Genomic DNA, 25,646 nt, shown 5'->3' with positions numbered 1-25,646 from the left:
ATGCCCAACTCCGGTACAGCGCAATGTCGTTCAGCTCACAGTCGGCAGTACGCCCTGGCGAGGAGGACCACATTGACCCTCAACCCGACCGCGCCGCCACCGGTTTCACGCCGCAGACTCGCCGCCGTGCCCGCCCTGCTGGCGGCGCTGGCCCTGACGGCCGCCTGCTCCAACAGCTCCAGCGGCTCCGGCGACGGCGGTTCGGCGGCCACGCCGCTGACCGGCGACTGCGCCAAGTACCAGCCGTACGCCGGGCATTCGGGCACGAAGGTGACGATGTTCGCCTCCATCCTCAGCCCGGAGTCGGACAACCTGGAGAAGTCCTGGGCCGAGTTCAGTCGGTGCACCGGGATCAGGATCAGCTACGAGGGGTCCAACGACTTCGAGTCGCAGCTGCCCGTGCGGGTGGCCGGCGGCAACACCCCGGACTTCGCGATCATCCCCCAACCCGGCCTGCTGGCGCAGATGGTGAAGAGCGGCAAGGTGGTCAAGCCGCCCGCGCAGACCGTCGCCAACCAGGACAAGTGGAGCCCGGTCTGGAAGACGTACGGCTCCGTCAACGGCACCTTCTACGCGGCGCCGATGAGCGCCAACATGAAGTCGCTGGTCTGGTACTCGCCGAAGGCGTTCACGGCGGCGGGCTACGAGGTGCCCAGGACCTGGGCGGACCTGATGGCGCTCAGCGACAGGATCGCCAAGTCCGGCGGCGCCAGGCCCTGGTGCGGCGGCATCGCCTCCGGTACGGCCACGGGCTGGCCGGCCACCGACTGGCTGGAGGAGGTGGTGCTGGGCACGTACGGCGGTGAGGTGTACGACCAGTGGGTGGGCCACCAGGTGAAGTTCTCCGACGAGCGGATCACCAAGGCGATGAAGACCGTCGCCGACTGGATGCAGAACCCGGCCTGGGTCAACGGCGGGTACGGCGACGTCAAGTCGATCGCCACCACCACCTTCCAGGACGCGGGCGCGCCGGTCCTCACCGGCAAGTGCGCGATGCTCCAACAGGCCTCCTTCTACGAGGCGCAGTGGCCCAAGGGCACCAAGGTCGGCCCGGACGGCGACGTCTTCGCCTTCCACCTGCCCGCCGTGAACCCCTCGATCCCCAACCCGGTGGAGGGCGGCGGCGAGTTCCTGGCGGCCTTCTCCTCCAAGCCCGAGGTGCAGGCGGTGCAGAACTACCTGTCCAGCTCGGACTGGGCGAGCAGCCGGGTGAGGACCGCCACCGGCTGGGTCTCGGCCAACCAGGGCGTGGACAAGAGCCTGTACACCGACCCGATCGACCAGCTGTCGGCGCAGGCGCTGACCGACCCGGCCGCCACGTTCCGTTTCGACGCCTCGGACATGATGCCGGCGGCCATCGGCGCGGGGCAGGAGTGGAAGTCGCTGACCGCCTGGTTCGCGGAGGGCCAGTCGATCCAGAAGACCGCCGCCGACATCGACGCCGCCTGGCCGCAGTAGGCCGGGCCGGGGCCGCGACGCCCGTCCGGTCGTTCCGGCCGGGCCGGGCCGCAACAGCCGTCCGGCCGCACCGGGCCGGGCCAGGCCGCAACGCCCGTCCGTACGGCCGTTCACCGGGACCACCTGCCGAGGGCGGTGCGGGGCCACCCACCCGCACCGCCCGCCCCTCCATCGAAGGCGACCCGACCCGAAGGGACGCACTCCCATGCCCGTACCCGGCCCACCGCCGCCCGCCGCGCTCGCCACCGGCGCCTGGGGAGACGCGGCGCTCAAGTTCGGCAACACCCTCGGCGCCGTCGCCGGCTTCCTCGGCATCCTGCTGGTGGTCTTCCTCGTCGCCGGCCGCGCCCGGGGCCGGTTCGCCCGCCCACTGGCCGTGCTGGTGTTCCTCGGCCCGGCGGTGCTGCTCCTGCTCGTCGGGCTGGTGGTGCCGCTGGTGCGCACCGTCTTCCTGAGCCTGCACAACGACGACGGCAGCCGGTTCGTCGGCACCGGCAACTTCGACTGGGCGTTCACCTCGGACGACGTGCGGCACGTGCTGCTCAACACCCTGCTGTGGCTGGTGGTCGTGCCGCTGGTGGCGACGGGCCTGGGCCTGCTGCTGGCGCTGCTGGTGGACCGGATGCGCGGCCAGTCGGTCTACAAGTCGCTGATCTTCATGCCGATGGCGATCTCGCTGGTCGGCGCGTCGATCATCTTCAAGTTCGTCTACGAGTCGCGCGGCCCCGGGCAGCAGCAGATCGGCCTGCTGAGCCAGGTGGCCGTCGCCCTCGGCTGGGACGATCCGCCGAACTGGATGCTCTCCCAGCCGCTGAACACGTTCCTGCTGATGGCGGTGATGGTCTGGGTGCAGACGGGCTTCGCGATGGTGGTCCTGTCGGCGGCGATCAAGGCGATCCCGTCGGAGGTGGTGGAGGCGGCCCGGCTGGACGGCGCGAGCGGGGCGCGGCTGTTCTGGTACGTCACCGTGCCGATGATCCGCACCACGGTGATCGTCGTCCTGACCACCGTCATGATCATCACCCTGAAGTGCTTCGACATCGTCCGGACCATGACCGGCGGCAACTTCGGCACCCAGGTGCTGGCCAACGAGATGTACTCCCAGTCCTTCTCGCAGTTCAACGACGGGCGGGGCAGCGCCCTGGCGGTGCTGCTCTTCCTCGCCGTGCTGCCGCTGGTGGCCTACAACATCGTCCAGCTGCGGAAGGAGCGTGAGACGCGATGACCGGGTCCGAGGGACGGAAGACCGAGGGGCGGAAGGCGGAGGTCCGGAAGGCGGAGGTCCGGACGCGGTCGTCGGTGCGCGGGGCGTTCGCCTCGCCGCTGGCCTCGGTGTTCGTGATCGCGATGACGGTGCTGTGGACGATCCCGACGCTCGGCCTGCTGGTCACCTCCCTGCGCCCCAAGCAGGACGTGACGGCCGACGGCTGGTGGAACGCGCTGCTGCACCCGGACTTCGGCCTCGGCAACTACCACTCGGTGCTGTTCGAGGGCGGCCCCGGCGTCTCCACCGGGCTGATGCCGTACCTGGTGAACTCGCTGGCGATCAGCATCCCGGCGACGGTGTTCCCGCTGGTGCTGGCCGCGATGGCCGCGTACGTGCTGGCCTGGGTGCGGTTCCGGGGCAGCGACGCGGTGTTCCTCACCGTGTTCGGGCTCCAGGTGGTGCCGCTGCAGATGGCGCTGATCCCGCTGCTGCGGCTGTTCTCCGGCGGTGCGCACCTGGGGTCGCTGACGCTCGTCCCGGCGGTGGACCTCAAGGGCAGCTACGCGCCGGTCTGGCTGGCGCACACCATGTTCGCGCTGCCGCTGGCGGTGTTCCTGCTGCACAACTTCATCGCGCAGCTGCCGCGGGACCTGATGGAGGCGGCGGTGGTGGACGGCGCCTCGCACTTCCGGATCTTCCGCTCGATCGTGCTGCCGCTGTGCACGCCGGCGCTGGCCTCGTTCGCGATCTTCCAGTTCCTGTGGGTCTGGAACGACCTGCTGGTGGCGCTGACCTTCGCGGGCGGGACTCCGGAGGTGGCGCCGATGACGGTGCGGCTGGCGCAGCTGTCCGGGTCCTTCGGCGGGCGCTGGGAGCTGCTGACGGCGGGGGCGTTCCTGTCGATCATCGTGCCGCTGGGGGTCTTCTTCGGGCTCCAGCGGTACTTCGTGCGGGGGCTGCTGGCGGGGTCGGTGAAGGGCTGAGCCCGTACGGCACGAGGCCGGCCGGGGGCGTGGTGCCCCGGCCGGCCTCGTGCCTGTACGGATGGTGCGGTGTACGGAAGGCGCCGTCAGTGCATCGCGACGCCGGAGGCGTCCGTCGGCAGGTCGCTGGCCTTGGCCTTGATCGCGAAGAGCGCGACCAGGAAGGCGACGCCGGCGAGCGCCGCGCCCACGATGAAGCCGTGCGAGATGCCCTGGATCAGCACCGCGTTGGCGGCCTCGGTGCGCGGCGGGAAGCTCTGGTGCTCCTTGAAGTACGCGAGCTGCTCGGGCGTCGCGGCCTGCATGAACCGGGGCATCTGCGCCGCGAACTCGTCCTTGGCGTAGCTGGCGAAGACCGTGGTCAGGATCGACAGGCCGAGCGAACCACCGATCTGCTGCATGGAGTTGAGCAGGCCGGAGGCGGCGCCGGTCTCCTCGCCGGGCACGCCCGCGACGGAGATCAGCATCACCGGGACGAAGATCATCCCCATGCCGAGGCCGAAGACGACCGTGGGGCCGAGGACACCGTCCAGGTAGCTGCTGTCCTTGTTCATCTGCGTCAGCCAGGTGAGGCCGACGGCCACCAGCAGCGCGCCGCCCGCCATGAACGGCTTCGGGCCGTACTTGGCCTGGAGGCCGGAGGCGATCTGCGCGGCGACGATGATCGCGACGCTGATCGGCAGGAAGGAGACGCCCGCCCGCAGTGGGCTGTACCCGAGGGGTCCCTGCACGAACAGGACGACGTAGAAGAAGATGCCGAACATGGCGGCGGCGATGCAGAGCATCATCACCAGGCCGCCGGTGCGGTTGCGGTCGGCGAACAGGTGCAGCGGGGTGATCGGCTGGGCGGTGCGCCGTTCGATCACGATGAACGCGGCGATCAGGACGACGCCGGCCACGAAGGAGCCGATGGTGACCGGGTCGGACCAGCCGTCGGAGGCGGCGCGGATGAACCCGTAGACCATGCCGACCAGGCCGAGCGTCGAGGTCAGCGCGCCGGGCAGGTCGAACTTGCCGGCGGTGCGCTCCGATTCGGCGATGTAGCGCGGTGCGGCGACGGCGATCAGGATCGCGATCGGCACGTTGACGAAGAACACCCAGCGCCAGTTCAGGTACTCGGTGAGCAGGCCGCCGGCGAGCAGGCCGATCGCCGCGCCCGAACCGGCCACCGCGGAGAAGACGCCGAAGGCCTTGTTGCGCTCCGGCCCCTCCTCGAAGTTGGTGGCGATCAGGGCGAAGGCCGTCGGGGAGCAGATCGCGCCGCCGATGCCCTGGAGGGCGCGGGCCGCGAGCAGCAGGCCGCTGTCCTGGGCGAAGCCGCCGAGCAGGGAGGCCAGGCCGAAGAGCAGGGTGCCGAAGATGAACACCCGGCGGCGCCCGAGGATGTCGCCCGCGCGGCCGCCGAGCAGCAGCAGCCCGCCGAAGGTCAGCGTGTAGGCGTTGATGACCCAGGACAGGTCGGTGGTCGAGAAGTTCAGGGCGTCCTGGATGTGCGGCAGCGCGATGTTCACGATGGTGGCGTCGAGCACCACCATCAGCTGCGTGGCCGCGATGACCGTCAGGGTGATGCCCTTGCCCCGGCCCTTCTGCGAACGGGACGGGGAGTTCTTGTTGAGCGTGTCGGAGATAGCCACGAATGTGCCCCCTGCTGGCTATGTGTGCGGTGCGGCGGTACTGGGGTGCGCGGTACTTGCGGCGCTGTACTTGCGGTGCTTCGCGTCCACGGTGTTCCGCGTTCGCGTGCGCGGCGCCGCCGCGCTGGACCCGCCGGTCCGGGCGTGGGCGCCAAGGAACGGGATCGTTCACTAATCGGGACGATATCCTGGCCCTGATTGTGAACGCAAGCGTTCCTTAAAGGGGTGTGGGTGGATGGTGGCGACGGACCGCTCGGCGCGGCGGCGGGGGAAGGAGCTGGAGGACGCGATATTCGAGGCGACGCTCGACCAGCTCACCTCCGGCGGGTTCGCACGCCTGACGATGGAAGGGATCGCCGCTGCGGCACGGACCGGGAAGGCCGCGCTGTACCGGCGCTGGGGGTCCAAGGTCGAACTCGTCATCGACTCCCTGGACGCCACTCTGCCACGGCCCCGCACGGTGCCGGATCTCGGGTCCACGCGTGCCGAATTGCTGCAGGTCATCGAGCTGTTCGTCGACGCCACGGCCTCCCGGGTGGGCGCCTCGATCCATACGCTCATGGGCGAGGCGTCCCAGCAACAGGCCGAGGTGTTCAAGGAGTTCCTCATGGGCCGGGTCATGGAGCCGACCAAGGACACCATCCTCGACATCCTGCGGCGGGGTGTCGAGCGCGGTGAGGTCCGGCCCGGGGCCGTCTCCCCGCTGGTCGCCGACGTCGTGCCGGCGATGCTCTTCTACCAGGTGAAGACGTGCGGCCCCGCGCCGATGCCCGCCGCCTACGCGGAGCGGGTGGTGGACGAGGTGCTGATGCCGATGGTCCGGGCCTCGTAGGGGGCCGGGGCGGGCGCCCGGGGCCGAGGGGGAGTCGGGTGTGAACGGGCTTAGGCTGGAGGTCGCCCCAGTGGAACGGAAACCGCCATGCCCATCGTCCCCCCGACACACTCCGTCGAGCGCTCGCTGCGCCGGGCCGGCGCCAAGGTCGTGGTCGGACTGGACGAGGTCGGGCGCGGCGCCTGGGCCGGGCCCGTCACCGTGGGTGCCGCCGTCACCGGCCTGCGCCGGGCCCCCGAGGGGCTGACCGACTCCAAGCTGCTCACCGAACTGCGCCGCCGGGCGCTCGCCCCCGTCCTCGCGGACTGGGTCACCGCCTACGCCCTCGGCTCCGCCTCCCCGCAGGAGTGCGACGAACTCGGCATGACGGCGGCGCTTCGGCTCGCCGCCGTCCGCGCGCTGGAGGCGCTGCCCGTCGAGCCGGACGCCGTCATCCTCGACGGCAAGCACGACTACCTGGGCGGCCCCTGGCGGGTGCGCACGGTGATCAAGGGCGACCAGTCCTGCATCTGCGTGTCCGCCGCCTCCGTCCTCGCCAAGGTCCACCGCGACGGCCTGATGGCCGAACTCGGCGAGGCGCACCCCGAGTTCGGCTTCGCCGACAACGCCGGCTACCCCTCCCCGGTGCACCGCGCCGCGCTGGAGGAGTACGGCCCCACCGAGCACCACCGGCTCTCCTGGGCCTACCTGGACGCGCTGCCGAAGTGGAGCCACCTCAAGTACGTCCGGGACGCCGAGGCCGCCGGGCAGGGGTGCGCCGACGAACAGTTGACGCTCGGTTTCTGACGTTCCGTCGGGAATTGCCTGGATGTGGCACCGAACCATTCGGTGCCCAATGGGTGGGGCGCCCGTGCGCGCCCGACCGGCATTTGATAGATATCCGGGTATGCCTGTCTTCCCCGAGGAGCCGGAGATTCACGAGAGCCTCCCGGGCCCCGGCGTTCCCTTCCCCCGCGAGTCGGACGCACAAGCCCTGAACGCGCCTGCCCCCGGCGGCGCGCCCGCCGCCACCCCCTCCACCGTCGCCGCAGCGGCACCGGTGCCCGGTCCCCGTCAGGCGCCGCGTCCGGCGCCGTCGGCGTCCGGCAAGCCCGGCCCGCCGCGCCCGATCCCCAAGCCCGGGCCGCGCCGCCCGGCACCCTCCGCACCGCAGGTCGAGGTCCGGCGCATCGCCGCCGGCCCGGCCCAGGCGCTGGAGCGCGCCGACGAGACGGTCGACCAGCTCCTGGACGCGGGTCGCGACCCGGGCCAGATCCTGGTGCTGACCGTCGGCGAGGCGCACCCCTGGCAGCAGCACGAGGTCTCCTTCGGCGAGGAGCGCTACTGGGCGCAACTCGCCGAGGGTGGCGACGTGTTCTACGCGGACGCCAAGTTCGGCCGCCCGGTCCGCCGCGAGGTGGTCGTCCTGGTCGTCAACGGCGGGCCCGCCGCCCGGGCCGCCGAGGCGTACGCCGAGGCCCTGGGCCGCGCGACCTCGCTGCTGGTGGTCTGCGGCGACGCGGGCCCGGCGGCCGGCGGCCCGGCCGGAGCCACCCCGGGGCGCCGCAGCTCCGGGGCGCGGCCCGACCGGCTGAAGGTCTGACCGGCCGAAGTCCTGACCGGCCGAAGAGCCGGTCGCCTGAAGTCCTGACCGCCTGAAGGCCTGGCCGCCGGAAGTCCTGAAGTCCTGGTCGGCCGACGGCGGTTGTGACCTCGGGGCCCGGAGCCGTACGGCACCGGGCCCCGGTTCGTCGTCCCTCGGTGGGTTCCGGGCGCGGATGCCTTCGGCTCCGCGCCCGGACTCGTCGCGTTACGGGTGCGTGCGGGCGGGTGCCCGCTGTGGCGTTCGTTCCGGGCCCGTGCGGTACCTGTGCGGGCGTGCGGCCCTGCCGCCGGGGCTCAGCGCGTGCCGGTGCGGCGGGCCGGTTCCACGGCCGGGACCCGCGCCGGTGTCCACGGGCCCTCGGTGGGGCGCGTGAGCTGCCCGCCGTCGCCGCGCCGGATCGGCTCGGGCGCCTGCGGCCGGGGCCGCCAGCCGCGCACCGCGTCGTCCAGCACCGAGCGGGGCGGCAGCTCCGTCACGGTGTGCACCGGCCCGTCCGCCCACGAACCCGCGTGCGGGTTGCGCCCGCCGCGCCCGTCCCCGAGGATCTGCCAGCCCGCCGGGGTGAGCCCGATGTACGAGCCGCAGCGCAGCCCGTGCAGCACCGAGGCGTCGCGCAGCGCCCACATCCAGGCGCCGTCCTGTTCCGTCCAGCCGGGTGCGCCGTCACGGCAGCGCAGCAGCACGGCCGTCCGGGCCGGTCGGGAGAGCCGGAGGTCGTGCGGGGTGATCCGGCGCAGGTGGGTGAGCAGTACGTTGCGGTGCTGCCAGCCGTCGGTGTCGTGGGGCCAGGGGGTGAAGGAGGCCGAGGCGGTGAGGTGGTGGAGCGCGTCCAGGACGGCGACCACGACGGTGCCCGGCTGGGGCAGGTGACGTTGGTGCAGCTCCGGCACGAACTCGCGCGGATCGCGCAGCAGCGGAATCCCCGAGGCCGTCCAGGCCTCCAGGTCGAGCAGTCGTCTGGGCTCGGAACTCCCGGCGAGGGGATGCTGACCTGGGTCGCTGCCGCTGATCACGATCCTCCTTCCTGGCCCGGGGGCAGGCGGGTGCCTGGGTACGCCGAAGGAGGGTCCGCGGGACCGGGTTTCGGGTACCCTCCGATTCTCGCGGAATCCGGGGTGAAGCGGCAATGACGAAATGATGAACGCCACCAGATGGCTCTGTGACGGGAGGGTGTGCTCCGGCGTCCGTCGAGTGACGTCCGGCCAGCTCGCGACCTTGATCCAGGCCGTTCTCGACGCCCGCTGAACCGCTTACCGCATGGTGACCGATCCTTTCCGTTCAACTGCCCCGTGTGATCGAAATCGCTTGGTCCTGCCTCCTTTCGTTAGGCCATTCGAGTGACACCTGATCGAGGTGCCGACGCCTGCGAGCCGAGCGGGTCACTCCTCCCGGTCACCCCTGCACCGCCAGCACCAGCGGCAGCACCGCGCTCGCCCCCGCCCGGCGCAGCAGCCGGGCGGCCACGGTGACCGTCCACCCCGAGTCGACCAGGTCGTCCACCAGCAGCACCGGCCCGCCGGCCGCCGCCAGCGCCTGCTCCAGCTCCGGCGGCAGCAGCAGGGCCCCGGCCAGGGCGTTCAGCCGCTGGGCGCTGTTGCTGCGCGCTCCGAGCGGCGGCTGACCGCCCGCGTACTCGATCCGGCCGAGCAGCGGCAGCCGCCCGACCTCGGCGATCCGCGCGCCGAGGCTGCCGACCAGCTGGGGGCGTCGCGAGGAGGCCATGGTCACCACGCCGACCGGCCGCTCCAGCCGGGCGCCCTCCGAGGTGGCGGGCCCGGCCCAGCCGCCGGGCCCGCGCGCCCAGTCGGCCAGGACCGTCACCAGCGCGTCCACCGCCTCCCCGGGCACGGGAACGTCCGGCGCCTGGTCGGCCAGCAGGGAGCGCAGCCGGTTGCCCCAGCCGATGTCGGAGAGCCGGCCGAGGGCCCGGCCGGTCTCGGCCTGCTCGCCCGCCGGGATGCGGCCCTTGAGCGGCACGCCGAGCGCGTCCATGCCGGTCGGCCAGAGGCGGCGCGGCTCGAAGGGGATGCCGGGGCGGCCGAGGGCCGCACGGGCGGCGGCCAGCGCCTCCTCGGAGACGTCCGGGGTGTGGCGGGGCCCCGCGCAGGTGTCGCACCGCCCGCAGGGCGCGGCCTGCTCGTCGTCCAGCTGGCGGCGCAGGAACTCCATCCGGCAGCCGCCGGTCGTCGCGTACTCCCGCATCGCCCTCTGCTCGGCCTCCCGGGAGGCGGCGACCTTGGCGTAGCGGGCGGCGTCGTAGGCCCAGCTCTGGCCGGTGGCCGTCCAGCCGCCCTTGACCCGGCGGACGGCGCCGTCCACGTCGAGGACCTTGAGCATGGTCTCCAGCCGGGCACGGCGCAGGTCCACCCGGGGCTCCAGAGCGGCGGTGGAGAGCGGCCGGCCGGCCTCGGCCAGGGCGTCGATGGTGCGGCGGACCTGCTCCTCGGGCGGGAAGGCGAGCGAGGCGAAGTAGCGCCAGATCGCCTCGTCCTCGCGGCCGGGCAGCAGCAGCACCTCCGCCCGGTCGACGCCGCGGCCGGCGCGGCCGACCTGCTGGTAGTAGGCGATCGGCGAGCTGGGGGAGCCCAGGTGGACGACGAAGCCGAGGTCGGGCTTGTCGAAGCCCATGCCCAGCGCGGAGGTGGCGACCAGGGCCTTGACCCGGTTGGCCAGCAGGTCGGCCTCGGCGGTGCGGCGCTCGGCGTCCTCGGTGCGGCCGGAGTAGGAGGCGACGGCGAAGCCGCGCTCGCGCAGGAAGGCGGTGACCTCCTCGGCGGCGGCCACCGTCAGGGTGTAGACGATGCCCGAGCCCGGCAGTCGGTCGAGGTGGTCGGCCAGCCAGGCGAGCCGGTGCGCCGGGTCGGACAGGGACAGCACGCCCAGGGTGAGGCTCTCCCGGTCGAGCGGGCCGCGCAGCACCAGCGCGTCCGTGTCCGTGGCGCCGGTGCCCAGCTGCTCGGCGACGTCGGCGGTGACCCGGGCGTTGGCGGTGGCGGTGGTGGCCAGCACGGGGACGCCGGGCGGCAGGTCGGCGAGCATGGTGCGCAGCCGGCGGTAGTCGGGGCGGAAGTCGTGGCCCCAGTCCGAGATGCAGTGGGCCTCGTCGACCACGAGCAGGCCGGTGGAGGCGGCGAGCTCCGGCAGCACCTGGTCCCGGAAGTCGGGGTTGTTCAGCCGCTCGGGGCTGACCAGCAGGATGTCGACCTTGCCGGAGGCGACCTCGGCCTGGATCTCCTCCCACTCGCCGGTGTTGGCGGAGTTGATGGTGCGGGCGTGGATGCCCGCCCGGGCGGCCGACTCGACCTGGTTGCGCATCAGGGCGAGCAGCGGGGAGACGATCACCGTCGGCCCGGCGCCCCGGGCGCGGAGCAGCGCCGTGGCGACGAAGTAGACCGCGGACTTGCCCCAGCCGGTGCGCTGGACGACCAGGGCGCGGCGGTGGTCGACCACGAGGGCCTCGATGGCCGTCCACTGGTCCTCGCGCAGGGAGGCACCGGCCCCGGCGAGCTCGCGCAGGACGGCCTCGGCCCGCGCCCTGACCTCGGCCCGGTCGGCGGTGGTGGCGGTGGTGTTCATCTCGGACTGCTGCATGGCGTCGATGTAACCCCATGGCGCCGACAAGGGGCGAATGCCGGTGGGGGAGGGTGCGGCGAAGGCGAGGTGTCTTTCATCCGGTCATCAGTTGAACGGGCGGATTTCTTCACTCGGGGGAGTGGCGGGGATATCCGCCGAACGAGGGAAGAGGCATCTCGGGCCGGAGTTATCCACAGGATTTGGATAGTTTCGGCGGCCTTCGGGATTTGGTCTCACTCTTGCGGCCATGAACGCGATGAACAACGAACCCGTCATCCTGTCCCTCGGCCCGGCCTCCGGCCACCGGCCGGTCGTCATGCGGGGGCCGGCCGACATGGCCGAGCTCCTGCCCTACCTCCTGGGGTTCCACCCCGACGACAGCATCGTCGCGGTCGGCCTCCAGGGCCCGGACCTGCACCAGGGCGGAGTGATCCGGGCGGACCTCCCGCCCTCGCCCGCCCAGTGGTCCGCCGCGGCGGACGAGACGGCGGCCCTGCTGGTGGCGCTCTCCGAGCGGCACGGCGGCCCGCCGGTCCAGGTGCTCCTCTACCTCTGCCGGGACTCCTCCACGCCGCACGCCCCGCCCGTGGCGCAGGAGCTCCGGCCCCTGGCGGGCGGCCTCCAGGCGGCCTTCGCGCGCAGGGGCGTGGTCGTCAAGGAGTCGCTGTGCGTCTCGGACGGCCGCTGGTGGTCCTTCCTCTGCCGCAGTGAGGGCTGCTGCGACCCCGCGGGCACGCCCGTGCGCAGCGGCCCCGCCCCGGGCGCGGCGGCCGCCGCGGCGACGGTCGCCGGCCTGGTGCCGCGCGGCAGCCGGAAGGCGATCGTCGGCGCGCTGGCCCCGATCGGCCCGCCGGGGGCCGAGGCCCAGCGGGCGGCGCTGGAGCGGGCGCTGGCCGCCGCCGTCTCCAGGGAACAGGGCACCGCCCTGCTCGACCAGGCCGTCGCCGAGTTCGCGGCCGGTGGCCGGGAGCTCGACGAGGAGCGGACGGCCAGGCTGCTGGTCGCCCTGCGGGACCGTGTGACGCGGGACCGGGGCGTCGAGTACGCCCGGCCCGCCGAGCTGGCCCCGGCCGAGCGGCTCTGGCGCTTCCTCGCCCGGCGCGCCGTGCCGCCGTACGAGGAGTGCGCGGTGCCCCCGCTCACCCTGCTGGCCTGGGCCTCCTGGGTCGCCGGGGACACGGCGACGGCCCGGGTCGTGCTGGGGCACGTCCTGAGCCTCGCCCCGGGGTACCTGCTCGCCGATCTGCTCCACCAGTCGCTCAACGACGGCCTGACGCCCCGGGCGCTGATGGCGGTGGTCGAGGCCCAGCGGCGGCGTCGGGAGACGTGCGAGGCCGTGCCTGCCGAGCCCCTGCCCGCCGACGCACCGGAGGAGGCGCCCGGCCCCGTCCCGGCCGCGGGCGCCCCGTCGGGGCGGCGGCGTCGCCGGGGTGGCCGCCGCAAGGGCGCGGCACCGGTCACGGCGGCGGAGGGGAGCGGGCCTTCGGGCGGCACGGGGCCCGCCCCGGGCGGAGCCCCGAGCGCCGCCCCGGAGTCCGGGCCGGTCGCACTGCTGCCCTCGCCCCGGCGCGCGCCGGAGGCGGAGCGGGCCGGGGAGCGGCCCGCCGGGGGCGTGCGGCTGGGCCGGTCCTCGGCCTGCGCCCCGGCGGAGGCCTCCCGGGCCGCCGCCGACCGGTGCCGGGGCGCCCGGCGGGCGGGGGGAGGAGGACGCCATGCGCGCTGACCTCCTCTTCGCCGCCCCGCCGGGGCCGGCGGGGCGGGCTCTAGGCCTCGCCGTGCGCCATCTTGATCAGGCGGTCGAGCACCTTGCCGCCACTGACCCGCAGGCCGTCGTGCTCCCACTCGTTGGTGACCCAGGCCCGCAGGCCGCGCACCGCGCGGGCGGTGGCCAGCGAGTCGGCGGTCGCCACGTACATGTCGTCGTGGTAGACGGCCGCCGTCACGGGCACGGTGTTGGCGGCCAGGCGCGCCGGGTCGTACAGGGCGGGCCATTCGGTGCGGGCGGCCAGCAGTTCGGCCGCCTCCTTCAGCGGGCGCAGCGCCGGGTCGGTGTCGAACATCCAGGGGTAGATCATCTCCCCGGTGAACAGCACCGGGCCGTCGCCCTCCAGCGCGGACCGGGCGTCGAACTGCGGGAACTCCTTGCGGACGCGCTCGGCGGCCCAGGCGGTGGCGGCGCCGCCGTCCACGGACCGCTGGCCGTAGATCGACTCGTGCAGCACGGCGTACAGCGGGCCGCCCGCGAAGGAGAGCTGGGCCTGCGCCCCGGCCAGGAAGGTGTCGGAGAGTTCGGGCCCGGCCACGCCCTCCACCCAGGCCTCCTCCAGCAGGTGGTGCAGGGAGCCGGAGCCGCTGCCGCCGCCGAGCATCAGCCCGAGGGCCTGGAACGCCTCGACGGTGAGCAGCCCGCCGCCCGGGAGGGACGCGGGGGCCCCGGCGAGGTGGGCGGCGATCCGCCGCACCGCCTCGACGTCCCCGGGGAAGCGGGCGTAGTGGTCCTCGTTCTTGCGGGCGACCTGACGGTAGGTGGCGCGGTAGACGTCGTCGGCGCCGGTGGTGAGGCCGGCGAGGCCGCCGGTGACGAAGGCCTCGGTCAGGCCCTCGGGGAAGAAGGAGAGGTAGGTGAGGGTGCAGAAGCCGCCGAAGCTCTGGCCGAGCAGGCTCCAGCGGCGGTCGGCGCCGAGCAGTCGGTGCCGGATGAACTCGGCGTCGCACACGATCGAGTCCGCGCGGAAGTGCGCCAGGTAGTCGGCCTGCTCCTGGGCGCCGCCGCGCCGGGCGAGGGTCTGCCGGGTCGCCGGGGTGGAGCGGCCGGTGCCGCGCTGGTCGAGGAGGAGGACGCGGTAGTCGTCCAGGGCGCGGTCCAGCCAGGCGTCGCGGCCGAGCGGGCGCGGGGACTTCCCGCCGGGCCCGCCCTGGAGGAAGAGCAACCAGGGCAGGTCGTCCTGCTCGCGGCCGGCGGCGACCACCTCGCGGGCGTACACCTCGATCCGCTCGCCTTCCGGGGCGCTGTGGTCGAGGGGCACCTGGAAGACGTGGTCGGTCGTGACAATCCCGGGCAGCCGGCTGACGGTGGACATGCAACTCCTCGGTCTCTGCTGGTCACAGCCGTCGCGTCGCCGACCACGGGGTCGCCGGGCGCGGGCGCCGCGACCCTCGCACCGTATCCTGACCGCTTTCGGACGGTGGTTCGGCCTCCATCCACCCGCGCGGGCACCCGTCGCGGGGCAACCCCGGGCCGTACCGCCGGCGGCCGGTCCCGGTCCCGGGCGTGACCTGGAGGCGGCCCCCGGCGTTCACCCCTGGGGCGCGCGGCGTCGGAGCGCGTGCCCGCACGGCGGAGGAGGGAGCGACTGCGGAGCGGCGGTGTACCCGCCCTGCGGGCCCGCCTCCCCGAGGGGCCACCGCCCGCCGGGCCGCGAGGGCCCTCGCGGCGGCGCCCGCCGGCGGACCGGCAGCGGTCGGAGGGCGTCCGCGTCGGGGCGCCCGGCCGGCGGGAGCGACGGCCGTGCGGCGGTGGTGTGACGGCGAGGTGACGGGCCCGTGTGTCGGCCGGTCGGCTCGGGCCTTAAGGTCGGCGCGGCGCGTCTGCACCGGCCCGGTGCGGCGCACGGCGCGGCACGACCCGGCAGCGGGTACGGCCGGGCACGGCAAACCGTCGGCGGGGCAGCCCGCCGGCCCGCACCATCAGCACGCGATCGAGCACGCTCGCGGCCCACCGGCCAGACCCGGCCACCGGACCGCCGAGGGGAGGAGAGTCCGGTGACCGCCTTGAGGCCACCCCAGGCCATGCCGGCCGAGACCGTGGCCGGAGCGCCGCGACCGGCCGGACGGCCGGAGCAGGCCCCGCCGACCGCACCCGGCGGCGCGCCCGGCGGGCAGGGCCGCCCCACGGCTCCGCCGCGACCCCAGCCCCCCGCCGTCCACCACGCGGTGCTCTGCGTCAACGCCCCCGGCATGGCCGCCTCCGGCCCGGACGGCCAGCTGCGCGGCCACGGCCTGCACGGCTTCTACCAGCACGGCGTCCGGGTGCTCGCCCGGATGGAGCTGCGGCTCGGTGGGATGGAGCCGCTGCCCCTCCAGGGCACCCTGACCAGCGCCGCCCGGGCCCGCTTCCTCGGCGCCGTCCGCCTCCCCGGCGACCTCGACCCGGACCCGGCGCTCACCGTCGAGCGGCTGCGCCACGCGGACGGCGTGGAGACGGTGACGGTGCGCAACACCGGCGCCCGGCCCGCCCGGCTGCCGCTGGAGATCGCCCTCGGTACCGACCTCGGCCCGGTCGCCGAGATCGCCGCCGGGCACCGCCAGCCCGACCTGCCGGGCCAGGTGCAGTCCTCCGGCCTGCGCTGGACGGGCCCCGCGCACAGCGCCGTCGTCAGCGCCAAGCCCTCCCCGCACGCCGTGCTCGCCGGTGCCGGGGTCCTGCGCTGGGACTTGGAGGTGCAGCCCGGCGCCCGCTGGTCGGTCGAGCTGCACGCCGGGCTGGAGGCCACCGCCCCCGGCCCCCGGCCGCCCGGCGGGCGCGGCACCGGCGTTCCGCTGCCCTGGGCCGAACCGGAGGTCCGCAGCGACGACCCCCGCGTCGCGCCGCTGGTCACCCGCTCCCTGGACGCCCTCGGCGGGCTGCTGTTCGCCGACCCGGACCGCCCGACCGACCTCTACGCCGCCTCCGGCGCGCCCTGGCGCTTCGGCCTCGCCCCGGCCGACGCGCTGTGGGCCGCCCGGCTGACCCTGCCGCTCGGCACCCGGCTCGCCGCCGGCACCCTGCGGGCGCTGGCCCGCCGTCAGCAGGCCGCCCCCGCCCCCGGCCGGGTCGAGGGTCTGCTGCCCGGCGCCCTGCGCCACGGCGGCCCCGAGCTGCCGCCCACCTGCACCGCCACCGAGGCCACCCTGCTGTTCGTCACGGTGCTGGCCGAGGCCTGGCGCTGGGGCCTGCCCGCGGCGGAGACGGCCGAGCTGCTGCCCGCCGCCGAGCGGGCCCTGGCCGCCCTGCGCGAGGGCCTGGTCGACGGCTTCGTCACCGACCTGAGCCGCCCGGCGGAGGACCGCGCGGCGCACCCCGTGCCGGCCAGGGCCGAGGTCCAGGCCCAGGCCCATCGCGCCGCCCTGCACGGCGCCGAGCTGCTGGAGGCCTTCGGCCGCCCCGGCGCCGGGCAGTGGCGGGACTGGGCGGCCGGGCTGCGCGGGCGCTTCCGCGAGCGCTTCTGGGTCGATGACCTCTCCGGCGGCCGGCCCGCCGCCGCCCTCGCCCCCGGCGGCCGGCCGCTGCCCGCCCTCGCCTCCTCCCTCGTGCACCTGCTCGACACCGGGCTCGCCGCGGACGGCGGCCGGCACGAGAGCCTGCTGGAGCGCGAGCAGACCAGGCTGCTCGCCCAGCGCCTGCTCGCGCCGGAGCTGGACAGCGGCTGGGGCCTGCGCACCCTCAGCGCCAAGTCCCCCCGGTTCAACCCGCTCGGCCACCGCGGCGGCGCGGTGCGCGTCCACGAGACGGCGCTGGCCGTGGCCGGGCTCGCCGAGGCGGGCCACGAGAACGAGGCGGGCGCCCTGCTGGAGGGCCTGCTCGACGCCGCCGCCCACTTCGAGGGTCGGCTGCCCGAGATGTACGCGGGCGAGCAGCGCACCCCGGGCAGCCCGCCGGTGCCGCACCCCGCCGCCTGCCGCCCGGCGGCCGTCTCGGCGGCCGGCGCCGTGCACGCGGTGTTCGCGCTCGCCGGGGTCAGGCCCGACGTCCCCGGCGGCCGGGTCCTGGTGCGCCCGGCCAGCACCGCGCCGCTGGGCGAGCTGGAGCTGACCGGGCTGCGGGTGGCCGGAGAGCCGTTCTCCGTCCGGGTGAGCCGGATCGGGGTGGCGATGGTCGAGGAGGCCTCCGAGGAGCTGCAACTGGTCGCCCGCTGACCTCCCGCCGGCACCGCCCGCCCGGCACGCGCCGGGTGGGTGGGCGGCCCCGTCCCGTCCCGATCGGGGCCTGTGCTTATCGTCAGAGAGACGACTATGATCGTGGCCATGTCGCGTTACGATCCGTCGGCCTTCCCCCCGTTCGCAGTCACGGTTGACCTGGTGGTGCTGACGGTGCGCGACCACTCCCTCTGCGCCCTGCTCGTGCGCAGAGGTGAGCCGCCCTACCAGGGGTACTGGGCGCTGCCCGGCGGCTTCGTCCGCCCGGACGAGGGCCTGGCCGAGGCGGCCTCCCGGGAGCTCGCCGAGGAGACCGGCCTGCGCGCCCACTCCGCCCCCGGGCACGACGCGGTCGGCCCCGCCACCGCCGCCGGGGCCCACCTCGAACAGCTCGCCACCTACGGGCACCCGCAGCGCGACCCCCGGATGCGCGTCGTCAGCGTCGCCTACCTCGTGCTCGCCCCCGACCTGCCCACCCCCCGGGCCGGCGGCGACGCCAGCGGCGCCCGCTGGGCCCCGGTCGGCGACCTCCTCGGCCAGACCCCGGCGGACGGCGTCCCGCTCGCCTTCGACCACGGGCTCATCCTCGCGGACGGCGTGGAGCGCGCCCGCTCCAAGATCGAGTACTCCTCCCTCGCCACGGCCTTCTGCCCGACCGAGTTCACCGTCGGCGAGCTGCGCCGGGTCTACGAGGCCGTCTGGGGCGTGGTGCTGGACCCGCGCAACTTCCACCGCAAGGTCACCGGCACCCCCGGCTTCCTGCTGCCCTCCGGCGGCACGACGACCCGTCAGGGCGGCCGCCCTGCCCAGCTGTTCACCGCCGGGGGCGCCTCCGCGCTCAACCCGCCCATGCTGCGCCCGGAGTCCTGAGCCCGGCCCGCGCCCGGCCCGAGCCCCGCCCGGAGCCCTCCGCCCGAAGCCCTCCGCCCGGACCCCTCCCCGGTCGGCCCAACCCCGTTACCCGGCCGGGGAATCGCAGGATCGGATTGTCCCCTGATCGGGTGAGGTGGACGGCCCAGGGCCCCGCGCCGCCGTCGTAATGCCCGGAATCGCCCCCGCCGACCCCTAATGTGCTGGCGCGAGGCCGCGCGGGCACCCGTCGGCCGATCAGGGGGCACCGCGTCCAGCGGGACCGGCCGAGGGCATGGGAGCGACCAGCGATGATCCAGAGCACCGGACTGACCAAGGTCTACCGCAAGGGCGCCCCGCCCGCCGTGCTCGACCTGACCTACGACCTCCGGCCCGGCCTGGTCACCGTGCTCCTCGGCGCCGAGGGGGCGGGCAAGAGCACCGCCCTGCGGCTGATGCTGGAGCTCGAACGCGGCCAGGGCGTCACCCTGTTCGGCGGCCGCACCTACCGCAGGCTGCGCCGCCCCGAGCGCGAGGTCGGCGTGCTGCTGCCGGGCCCCGGGGAGGGCGCCGCGGCCGTCGCCGGGCACCCGGGCCACACGGCCCGCGGCCACCTGCGGATGCTCGCCGCGGCCGTCGGAGCCCCGGCCCGGCGGGCCGACGAACTGCTGGAGCAGACCCGGCTGTCCGCCGTCGCCGGCCAGCGGCTGCGCACCTTCTCGCCCGGCATGCACCGCCGCCTCGCCCTGGCCGCCGCCCTGCTCGGCGACCCCGCCGCCCTGCTGCTGGACGCCCCGACCGAGGGCCTGTCCCCGCGCAACATCGAGTGGTTCCACTCCTTCCTGCGCTCCTTCGCCGTCGCGGGCGGCACCGTCCTGACGACCACCCGCGCCCCGCGGGAGGCCGCGCAGCTCGCCGACCGGGTGATCACCCTGGACCAGGGCCGCCTGGTGGCCGACCAGCCGGTGACGGAGTTCAGCCGGACCAGGCTCAGCCCCGAAGTCGCCGTCCGGGGGCCGCAGATGGCCCGGCTGGCCGACCTGCTGGTGAGCCAGGGCGCCGAGGTCCGCCGGGACGGCAGCGTGGGCCTCGCGGTGGCGGGCCTGGACCGCACCGAGATCGGCGAACTCGCCTACCGCAACGGCATCCTGCTGCACGAACTGGCCGACCGGGTGGTCGAGCAGCCCGCGCCCCGGGCGGCCCTGCCCGTGCCCTCCGGCCGCTCCGGGAACCTCCAGGTCCAGCCCGGGGCCGAGGAGCCGCTCGCCCGCGAACTCCCCCAGCAGCCCGGCGAGTCGACGGCGGGGGAGCCGGGGCAGGCCCTGCCCGTCCGCGAACTCGCCCAGCAGGCGGGCGGGTCGGCCGCGAAGCCCGGCCCCGCCCTGCCCGTCGCCCCGGCCCCCGCCACCGGCCGCGGCCCCCGGGGGCCCCGCGCCGCCCTGACGGCCCTCGGCGCGGCCCCGCGCCGGGGGGAGGCGACGGGTGCTCGGCCCGGCGTGGCCGTGGACAGGCTCTACCGCGAGGACCCCGCCGATCCGCCGAGGCCCGCCCGCACCCTGCGCCGCACCAGCTCCGCCGACCTCCTCACCGACGACACCGTCCGGCTGGCCCGCTCCACCCGCCCCGCCCCCGCCGGGCAGTCGACCCCGGCCGTAACCCCGGCCGAGGCCCCGGCTGAAATCCCGGCCGAAGCCCCGAGCGGCACCCCCACAGCCCCGAGCGGCACCCCCACCCCCACCCCCGACGACCACCGGAGCGAGTGAACCGTGCGAGTCCTGGCCTACGAGCTGCGCCGACTGCGCGGCCTGCGTTCCACCTGGCTGCTGCTGGCCGCCGTCCTGCTGGTCGACGCCGTGGTCGCCGCCGTCCTGGCGAGCCAGGCCCCGGCCGGCCTGCTCGGCGCCCCCGCCGGGGCGCGGCTGCTCACCGCCGCCGTCCCGCTGATCCCGCTGCCCTTCGCCGCGCTCGGGGCCGGCGCGCTGGGCGCCCTCTCGTACGGGCACGAGGTGCGCCACCCCGGGCTGCCCGCCTCCCTGGTGTCCTACCCGCGCCGGGTGCGGCTGCTGCTGGCCAAGCTGCTGGTGGTCGGCCCGGTGGCCGCGCTGCTGGCGCTGGCCACCCTGCTGCTCGACACGGTGGCCGTGCACCTGGCCCTGCCGGGCGCGGTGACGGTCGCGGCCTGGACGGACCCGGCAGCACTGTCGGCCCGGGCCCTGGACGCGCTCACCGGAGCCGGGCTGACCGGCCTGGACGACCTGCCGGCCGCCTTCGCCCCGCTGGCCCTGGTGGCCGGCCACGGCGTCCCCGCCGCGCTGCTGGCCTTCGTCCTGCTGACGGTGGTCGCGGCCTGGACCGGCGTGCTGACCGCCTCCCTCACCCGCAGCGCCGTCGTCGGCGTCCTGCTGCTGTGCGCGCTCCCGCCGATGCTGGAGACCGGAGTGGCCCTGCTGCTGCGTCAGACGGGCCGCCCGTGGCCGGAAAGGGCCGCCGAACTGCTGCCCTTCCAGTCCGGCATCGAGTGGGCGTACGGCTGGGTGTACGGCGGTGCGCGGGAGGCGGCGTCCGGGGGAGCGGCCCTGACGGACCCGGCGCTGCTCGCGGCCGTCGCGGCCCCGGCGGCCCTGCTGCTGCTCGCCGTCCTGCTGCTCCAGGCCCGCCGCCGGACGCTCTGACCCCGCGAGGACCCGGCGAGGACCCCGCGACGACCCCGAGCGGACCTCGCCGCGCCCCTGACGGCGCATCGGGCGCCTGCGGTCCCGAACCACCAAGATCGACCAGCAGTGACCGGATTGAGCGGTTCTTCCTGATAAGAAGTCAATTATCCAGTCACGGTCGATCACCCTTTCGTGTGCTTTTCACGAGAATTCTCAAGCTGCGCCTGCCGATCGCCGACAAAGGAGGCGTGAACACCCTTGCGCACCCCACCATGACCCCCGCCCGTTCCGCCGAAGGGCCCATCGTCCCGGGCGATCTGGACCGCTTCACCTACGCCGACCGGCCGACCCCGCCGGCGCCCCGCTGGGAGGGCGCCGAGTCCGATCTCTCCCGGGTCGGCCGCAAGACCACCAGCAGCCGGGGTCGAGGCCTGCACGGCCAGCTGGTCCAGCAGCTCGGCCAGATGATCGTCTCCGGAGACCTCGGCGCCGACCGCCCGCTGGTCCCCGAGGAGATCGGCCAGCGCTTCGAGGTCTCCCGCACCGTCGTGCGCGAGTCGCTGCGCGTGCTGGAGGCCAAGGGCCTGGTCAGCGCCCGGCCCAACGTCGGCACCCGGGTCCGCCCGGTCGGCGACTGGAACCTGCTGGACCCGGACATCATCGAGTGGCGCGCCTTCGGCCCGCAGCGGGACGAGCAGCGCCGCGAGCTGTTCGAGCTGCGCTGGGCGATCGACCCGCTGGCCGCCCGCCTCGCCGCGGGCCACGGCCGCGAGGACGTCCAGCAGCGGCTGGGCGAGCTCGTCGAGATCATGGGCCACGCCGCCGCCCAGGCCGACCTGTCCACGTACACCCGGGCCGACGCCGAGCTGCACGCGCTCATCCTCCAGCTGGCCGGCAACCGGATGCTGGAGCACCTGTCCGGGATCGTCTCCTGCGCGCTCCAGGTCTCCGGCGGCCCGGCGATCTCCTGCGAGCGGCCCTCCGAGGCCTCCGTCGGCCTGCACGCCCGGCTGGTCGACGCGCTGGGCGCGGGCGACGGCACGGCCGGCGAGGCTGCGATGCGGGCGCTGCTCACCGTCCACCCCGAGATCGAGCCGTCCGTTCCCGCCCCCCGGGAGCACTGAGGGCCCGTTCCGGTGCGCGGCCGCCCCGGCTCCGTCCACCCCCCACCGTCCGTCCCCAGGGCCCTCCGGCCGCACCGAGCGGCGCCGCCGGAGGGCCCTCGCACGCTCCCGGACCGAAACGGACCCGAAACGGGCGGGCTCGGGCCGGCTCGGGCGGGAGCGGACGGGATCGGGCGAGGAGCGGCGGGGGATCGGCCGGAAACGACCGAACGACCGGTGGGCCGCCCCGAGGTGCGGTAGCGTCCCTGCCGACGACCTCCGGAGCCGGTGCGCGATGATGGACCCCGGCCCCGTGGCCGGGGGCGCCGTGCGGTGTGACCCGCGACACGATGGCCATGCGTAACACTTGACGCGTAGCAGCGATGTGTCCTGAGCGGAAGCAGCTCCGGAATACACCAACCTGTCAGAATGCTGTGTTGGTCCGCGGCGCTGCTGCCGTCCAGTTGACCCCAGTCCTCAAGCCCGAGTCGGTCGGAATCGACAACGCACGCCCAGGCGCGCGTCTCCTTCCCCGCCCGCTCGGGCGGCAGGTACGGGTTCGAGTCCACTCTTCGTCCGAGAGGTAGTTCGTGTCGGCCAGCACATCCCGTTCGCTTCCCCCCGAGATCGCCGAGTCCGCGGCTCTGCTGGCGCTCATCGAGCGGGGCAAGGCCCAGGGGCAGATCGCCGGTGACGACGTGCGCCAGGCGTTCGAGGCGGACCAGATCCCGGTCACCAAGTGGAAGAACGTCATGCGCAGCCTCAATCAGGTACTGATCGAGGAGGGGGTGGACCTCATGGTCAGCGCGGCCGAGCCGGCCGGCGCCAAGCGCAAGAGCGTTGCTGCCAAGAGCCCCGCCAAGCGCACCGCCACCAAGGCTGTCACCACCCGGACCCCGGCCGCCTCCGCGGCCCCGACCAAGCCGCCCGTGCGCATCGCCCCCGGTGCGCCCGTCGCGGCCCCGGCCGTCGCCGCCGCCTCGGCGCCGGCCCCCACGGTGTCCGCCGAGATCACCTCCGAGACGGCCGCGGCCGGCTCCGAGGCGAAGGCGCCCGCCGTGAAGAAGGCCGTGGCCGCCAAGAAGGCCGTGGCCAAGAAGGCCGCCGCGCCGGCCAAGAAGACCGCCGCCAAGAAGACCACCGCCGCCAAGACCGGCAAGGCCGGCGAGGACGAGGCCGGCGGCGAGGAGGAGGTCCTCGAGGACGTCGCCCTGCCGGGCGACAAGGCCGAGGGCGAGAGCGGCCCGGAGGAGGAGTCGGAGGGCTTCGTCCTCTCCGACGACGACGAGGACGACGCGCCGGCCCAGCAGGTCGCCGTCGCCGGTGCCACCGCCGACCCGGTCAAGGACTACCTCAAGCAGATCGGCAAGGTCCCGCTGCTCAACGCCGAGCAGGAGGTCGAGCTCGCGAAGCGCATCGAGGCCGGCCTGTTCGCCGAGGACAAGCTCTCGGCCGCCGACAAGCTCGCCCCCAAGCTCAAGCGCGAGCTGGAGATCATCGCCGAGGACGGCCGCCGCGCCAAGAACCACCTGCTGGAGGCCAACCTCCGCCTCGTGGTCTCGCTGGCCAAGCGCTACACCGGCCGCGGCATGCTCTTCCTGGACCTCATCCAGGAGGGCAACCTCGGCCTGATCCGTGCGGTCGAGAAGTTCGACTACACCAAGGGCTACAAGTTCTCGACCTACGCGACCTGGTGGATCCGCCAGGCGATCACCCGCGCCATGGCCGACCAGGCCCGCACCATCCGCATCCCGGTGCACATGGTCGAGGTCATCAACAAGCTGGCCCGCGTCCAGCGCCAGATGCTCCAGGACCTGGGCCGCGAGCCCACCCCGGAGGAGCTGGCCAAGGAACTCGACATGACCCCCGAGAAGGTCATCGAGGTCCAGAAGTACGGCCGCGAGCCGATCTCGCTGCACACCCCGCTCGGCGAGGACGGCGACAGCGAGTTCGGTGACCTGATCGAGGACTCCGAGGCGGTCGTCCCGGCCGACGCGGTCTCCTTCACCCTGCTCCAGGAGCAGCTGCACTCGGTGCTGGACACCCTGTCCGAGCGCGAGGCCGGCGTGGTCTCCATGCGCTTCGGCCTGACCGACGGTCAGCCGAAGACCCTCGACGAGATCGGCAAGGTGTACGGGGTCACCCGTGAGCGCATCCGCCAGATCGAGTCGAAGACCATGTCGAAGCTGCGCCACCCGTCCCGCTCCCAGGTGCTGCGCGACTACCTGGACTGATCGGCGCTTCGCCAACGAGGGCCCGCGGCCGTACCGGTCGCGGGCCCTCGCGCGTGTCCGGGCGTGTCCGGGTCCGTCCTGACGCGAGGAGGCACGGGGCCGGACGGCCGTCAGCGTACGGGTGGCGTTGATCGCTCGTCCGGGTGGAGGCGTACCCGTACGGGGTCGCACAGTGTAGCCGGTCCCCTACGCTGTGCCGGTCGCCCCCGCTACGAACCGACTGGAGTCACGGTGCTGCCTGACGTGGACCGCGCTGACCTGGGCCGAGCCGACCACCCCGCCCCCGCCGACCGCCCCGCGGGCAGGCGCCGCCGGGCCGTCGCCCTGGCACTGCTGGCCGCGGTGCCCCCGATGGTCGCGCTCGGCACCGCCGCGCCCGCCGAGGCCCAGCGCCGGGTGGTCGGCGGCACCACCGCGAGCACCTCCGACCACCCGTGGATGGTCGCCCTCTCCAGCCGCCAGCAGTTCGGCGGCGGCCGCTCCGGCCAGTTCTGCGGGGGGGCGATGATCTCCCCGACCAAGGTGATCACCGCCGCGCACTGCTTCTACGACGAGCCCAGGGGCACCCGCGTCGACCGGCCCGGCCTCAAGGTGATCGTCGACCGGGACGACATGCGCGGCTCGGCCGGGCGGGAGCTGTCCGTCAGGTCGGTGTGGATCCACCCCGACTACGCCTTCGCCGCCAACATGAACGACGTCGCGGTGCTCACCCTCGCCGAGCCGCAGGTGGACCGGCCCGTGATCGAACTCGTCGGCCAGGGCGAGACCGCCCCGTACGCGGCCGGCACCCGGGCGACGGTCTTCGGCTGGGGCGACACCACCGGCCGGGGCGACTACTCGCCCCTGCTGCGCGGCGTGGACGTGCCGATCGTCGCCGACCAGACCTGCGCGCGGGCCTTCCCGGGCGGGCAGGACGGGAAGTTCGACGCCCGCGGCATGGTGTGCGCGGGGGAGGAGAAGGGCGGCAAGGACGCCTGCCAGGGCGACAGCGGCGGCCCGCTGGTGGTCGCCGGCCGGCTGGTCGGTCTGGTGTCCTGGGGGACGGGCTGCGCCGAGGCGGCCCACCCGGGGGTCTACACCCGGGTCTCCTCCGTGGCCGACGCGGTGCGCTCCGCGCCGTGAGCCGCCGCGCCGTGAGCCGCCGCGCCGTGAGCCGCCGCTCCGGGTGACGGTGCGGTCACGTTCTGACGTCGCGTCGGCCGCCCGGGCGCGAACGGGAAGGAACGGTTCGGGAAACGACGGAGCCGGGCGGCCGGCCCCCGAGGGGGTCGATCGCCCGGCCTTCCGGTCGCGCGCGGTGCGCGGCCGGACACAGCTCGACGTTGCTGTCGGGTGCGGCGCCGGATCAGCGCTCGCCGTCGGTGGCCGTCGCCGTCGTGGTGGTGCTCAGGCGGCCGCTCTCGTCCTGTATCTCCACGGCGATCTTCTTGAGCTCGGGCTCGAACTTCCGGCCGTGGTGGGCGCAGAAGAGCAGCTCGCCGCCGCTGGCGAGTACGACGCGCAGGTAAGCCTGGGCGCCGCATCGGTCGCAGCGGTCAGCCGCGGTGAGCGGGCTCGCAGGGGTCAGAACAGTAGTCACGTCGCCTCTTCTCTAGCTCGACGAGCTGTCGTACCAGGGTCAACATCCAACCAGGTCGAA

General features: G+C 74.7%; 19 protein-coding genes. 14 read left to right on the top strand and 5 right to left on the bottom strand.

What is annotated here, in order from left to right; translation table 11 throughout:
• Positions 1 to 126: 126 nt before the first annotated feature.
• The 3 genes from ACIRRS_RS30280 (at position 127) to ACIRRS_RS30270 (ending at position 3,648) form a co-directional block, all read left to right on the top strand.
• Entirely contained in the window at positions 127 to 1,458 is a 1,332-nt protein-coding gene (locus ACIRRS_RS30280) for an ABC transporter substrate-binding protein (RefSeq protein ID WP_402977328.1), read from the top strand.
• Positions 1,459 to 1,663: 205 nt separating this feature from the next.
• Entirely contained in the window at positions 1,664 to 2,683 is a 1,020-nt protein-coding gene (locus ACIRRS_RS30275) for a carbohydrate ABC transporter permease (RefSeq protein WP_402977325.1), read from the top strand.
• Complete coding sequence (locus ACIRRS_RS30270; protein WP_402977322.1) at positions 2,680 to 3,648, top strand: carbohydrate ABC transporter permease; 969 nt, start codon at positions 2,680 to 2,682, stop codon at positions 3,646 to 3,648. The genes ACIRRS_RS30275 and ACIRRS_RS30270 overlap by 4 nt, the downstream gene beginning before the upstream one ends.
• 86 nt (positions 3,649 to 3,734) lie before the next feature.
• Here the strand turns inward: ACIRRS_RS30270 and ACIRRS_RS30265 are convergent, their stop codons facing one another.
• Positions 3,735 to 5,282 (bottom strand): MFS transporter, encoded by a 1,548-nt coding sequence (locus ACIRRS_RS30265; protein WP_402977319.1) that lies wholly within the window; start codon positions 5,280 to 5,282, stop codon positions 3,735 to 3,737.
• A 235-nt stretch (positions 5,283 to 5,517) separates the two neighbouring features.
• Between ACIRRS_RS30265 and ACIRRS_RS30260 the strand changes: the two genes are divergently transcribed.
• From ACIRRS_RS30260 to ACIRRS_RS30250, 3 genes are all read left to right on the top strand, one after another.
• Positions 5,518 to 6,114 carry a TetR-like C-terminal domain-containing protein gene (locus tag ACIRRS_RS30260; protein WP_402977315.1) on the top strand — a complete coding sequence of 199 codons (597 nt, stop codon included), beginning with the start codon at positions 5,518 to 5,520 and terminating at the stop codon, positions 6,112 to 6,114.
• Between the two features lie 87 nt (positions 6,115 to 6,201).
• Positions 6,202 to 6,900: a ribonuclease HII gene (locus tag ACIRRS_RS30255; RefSeq protein ID WP_402977312.1), complete on the top strand. Its 699-nt coding sequence runs from the start codon at positions 6,202 to 6,204 to the stop codon at positions 6,898 to 6,900.
• 100 nt (positions 6,901 to 7,000) lie between these two features.
• Complete coding sequence (locus ACIRRS_RS30250; protein WP_402977310.1) at positions 7,001 to 7,696, top strand: hypothetical protein; 696 nt, start codon at positions 7,001 to 7,003, stop codon at positions 7,694 to 7,696.
• Positions 7,697 to 7,992: 296 nt separating this feature from the next.
• Here ACIRRS_RS30250 and ACIRRS_RS30245 read toward each other — a convergent pair whose 3' ends face one another.
• Both ACIRRS_RS30245 and ACIRRS_RS30240 read right to left on the bottom strand, forming a co-directional pair.
• Complete coding sequence (locus ACIRRS_RS30245; RefSeq protein ID WP_402977308.1) at positions 7,993 to 8,712, bottom strand: hypothetical protein; 720 nt, start codon at positions 8,710 to 8,712, stop codon at positions 7,993 to 7,995.
• Positions 8,713 to 9,091: 379 nt separating this feature from the next.
• Positions 9,092 to 11,290, bottom strand: a complete 2,199-nt coding sequence (locus tag ACIRRS_RS30240) for a RecQ family ATP-dependent DNA helicase (RefSeq protein ID WP_402977306.1) — start codon at positions 11,288 to 11,290, stop codon at positions 9,092 to 9,094.
• 229 nt (positions 11,291 to 11,519) lie between these two features.
• Here ACIRRS_RS30240 and ACIRRS_RS30235 point away from each other — a divergent pair, with 229 nt between their 5' ends.
• The gene (locus ACIRRS_RS30235) at positions 11,520 to 12,995 is read left to right on the top strand and encodes a DUF4192 domain-containing protein (RefSeq protein ID WP_402977303.1); all 1,476 of its coding nucleotides are present in this window, start codon (positions 11,520 to 11,522) and stop codon (positions 12,993 to 12,995) included.
• A gap of 40 nt (positions 12,996 to 13,035) precedes the next feature.
• On the opposite strand, the gene ACIRRS_RS30230 is transcribed toward ACIRRS_RS30235, so the two are convergent.
• Positions 13,036 to 14,352, bottom strand: a complete 1,317-nt coding sequence (locus tag ACIRRS_RS30230) for an alpha/beta fold hydrolase (protein WP_402977300.1) — start codon at positions 14,350 to 14,352, stop codon at positions 13,036 to 13,038.
• A gap of 709 nt (positions 14,353 to 15,061) precedes the next feature.
• Here ACIRRS_RS30230 and ACIRRS_RS30225 point away from each other — a divergent pair.
• From ACIRRS_RS30225 to ACIRRS_RS30195, 7 genes are all read left to right on the top strand, one after another.
• Positions 15,062 to 17,167: a glycogen debranching N-terminal domain-containing protein gene (locus ACIRRS_RS30225; RefSeq protein WP_402977423.1), complete on the top strand. Its 2,106-nt coding sequence runs from the start codon at positions 15,062 to 15,064 to the stop codon at positions 17,165 to 17,167.
• 108 nt (positions 17,168 to 17,275) lie between these two features.
• Positions 17,276 to 18,037 (top strand): NUDIX domain-containing protein, encoded by a 762-nt coding sequence (locus tag ACIRRS_RS30220; RefSeq protein WP_402977297.1) that lies wholly within the window; start codon positions 17,276 to 17,278, stop codon positions 18,035 to 18,037.
• A gap of 290 nt (positions 18,038 to 18,327) precedes the next feature.
• Positions 18,328 to 19,779, top strand: a complete 1,452-nt coding sequence (locus ACIRRS_RS30215) for an ATP-binding cassette domain-containing protein (RefSeq protein ID WP_402977295.1) — start codon at positions 18,328 to 18,330, stop codon at positions 19,777 to 19,779.
• 3 nt (positions 19,780 to 19,782) lie between these two features.
• On the top strand, positions 19,783 to 20,688 hold the full coding sequence (locus ACIRRS_RS30210; RefSeq protein ID WP_402977292.1) for a hypothetical protein: 906 nt from the start codon (positions 19,783 to 19,785) through the stop codon (positions 20,686 to 20,688).
• A 230-nt stretch (positions 20,689 to 20,918) separates the two neighbouring features.
• The gene (locus ACIRRS_RS30205; RefSeq protein WP_402977290.1) at positions 20,919 to 21,794 is read left to right on the top strand and encodes a FadR/GntR family transcriptional regulator; all 876 of its coding nucleotides are present in this window, start codon (positions 20,919 to 20,921) and stop codon (positions 21,792 to 21,794) included.
• A 569-nt stretch (positions 21,795 to 22,363) separates the two neighbouring features.
• Complete coding sequence (locus ACIRRS_RS30200) at positions 22,364 to 24,007, top strand: RNA polymerase sigma factor (RefSeq protein ID WP_402977287.1); 1,644 nt, start codon at positions 22,364 to 22,366, stop codon at positions 24,005 to 24,007.
• 243 nt (positions 24,008 to 24,250) lie between these two features.
• Entirely contained in the window at positions 24,251 to 25,129 is an 879-nt protein-coding gene (locus ACIRRS_RS30195) for a S1 family peptidase (RefSeq protein WP_402977285.1), read from the top strand.
• Between the two features lie 223 nt (positions 25,130 to 25,352).
• Here the strand turns inward: ACIRRS_RS30195 and ACIRRS_RS30190 are convergent, their stop codons facing one another.
• The gene (locus ACIRRS_RS30190) at positions 25,353 to 25,586 is read right to left on the bottom strand and encodes a hypothetical protein (protein ID WP_402977283.1); all 234 of its coding nucleotides are present in this window, start codon (positions 25,584 to 25,586) and stop codon (positions 25,353 to 25,355) included.
• Between the last annotated feature and the right edge of the window lie 60 nt (positions 25,587 to 25,646).

It is taken from the genome of Kitasatospora sp. NPDC101183, from assembly GCF_044767945.1.
Lineage (GTDB): Bacteria > Actinomycetota > Actinomycetes > Streptomycetales > Streptomycetaceae > Kitasatospora.
The sequence above is the reverse complement of the archived record's forward strand: the minus strand, read 5'-3'. Positions and strand labels throughout refer to the sequence as shown.

Excerpts from the sequence above, each read along its gene's own strand:
- ACIRRS_RS30230 (WP_402977300.1), bottom strand. The coding sequence starts at position 14,352 with ATGTCCACCGTCAGCCGGCTGCCCGGGATTGTCACGACCGACCACGTC.
- ACIRRS_RS30215 (WP_402977295.1), top strand. The coding sequence starts at position 18,328 with ATGATCCAGAGCACCGGACTGACCAAGGTCTACCGCAAGGGCGCCCCG.
- ACIRRS_RS30220 (WP_402977297.1), top strand. The coding sequence starts at position 17,276 with ATGTCGCGTTACGATCCGTCGGCCTTCCCCCCGTTCGCAGTCACGGTT.
- ACIRRS_RS30225 (WP_402977423.1), top strand. The coding sequence starts at position 15,062 with ATGCCGGCCGAGACCGTGGCCGGAGCGCCGCGACCGGCCGGACGGCCG.
- ACIRRS_RS30260 (WP_402977315.1), top strand. The coding sequence starts at position 5,518 with ATGGTGGCGACGGACCGCTCGGCGCGGCGGCGGGGGAAGGAGCTGGAG.
- ACIRRS_RS30255 (WP_402977312.1), top strand. The coding sequence starts at position 6,202 with ATGCCCATCGTCCCCCCGACACACTCCGTCGAGCGCTCGCTGCGCCGG.
- ACIRRS_RS30240 (WP_402977306.1), bottom strand. The coding sequence starts at position 11,290 with ATGCAGCAGTCCGAGATGAACACCACCGCCACCACCGCCGACCGGGCC.
- ACIRRS_RS30250 (WP_402977310.1), top strand. The coding sequence starts at position 7,001 with ATGCCTGTCTTCCCCGAGGAGCCGGAGATTCACGAGAGCCTCCCGGGC.
- ACIRRS_RS30270 (WP_402977322.1), top strand. The coding sequence starts at position 2,680 with ATGACCGGGTCCGAGGGACGGAAGACCGAGGGGCGGAAGGCGGAGGTC.
- ACIRRS_RS30275 (WP_402977325.1), top strand. The coding sequence starts at position 1,664 with ATGCCCGTACCCGGCCCACCGCCGCCCGCCGCGCTCGCCACCGGCGCC.
- ACIRRS_RS30235 (WP_402977303.1), top strand. The coding sequence starts at position 11,520 with ATGAACGCGATGAACAACGAACCCGTCATCCTGTCCCTCGGCCCGGCC.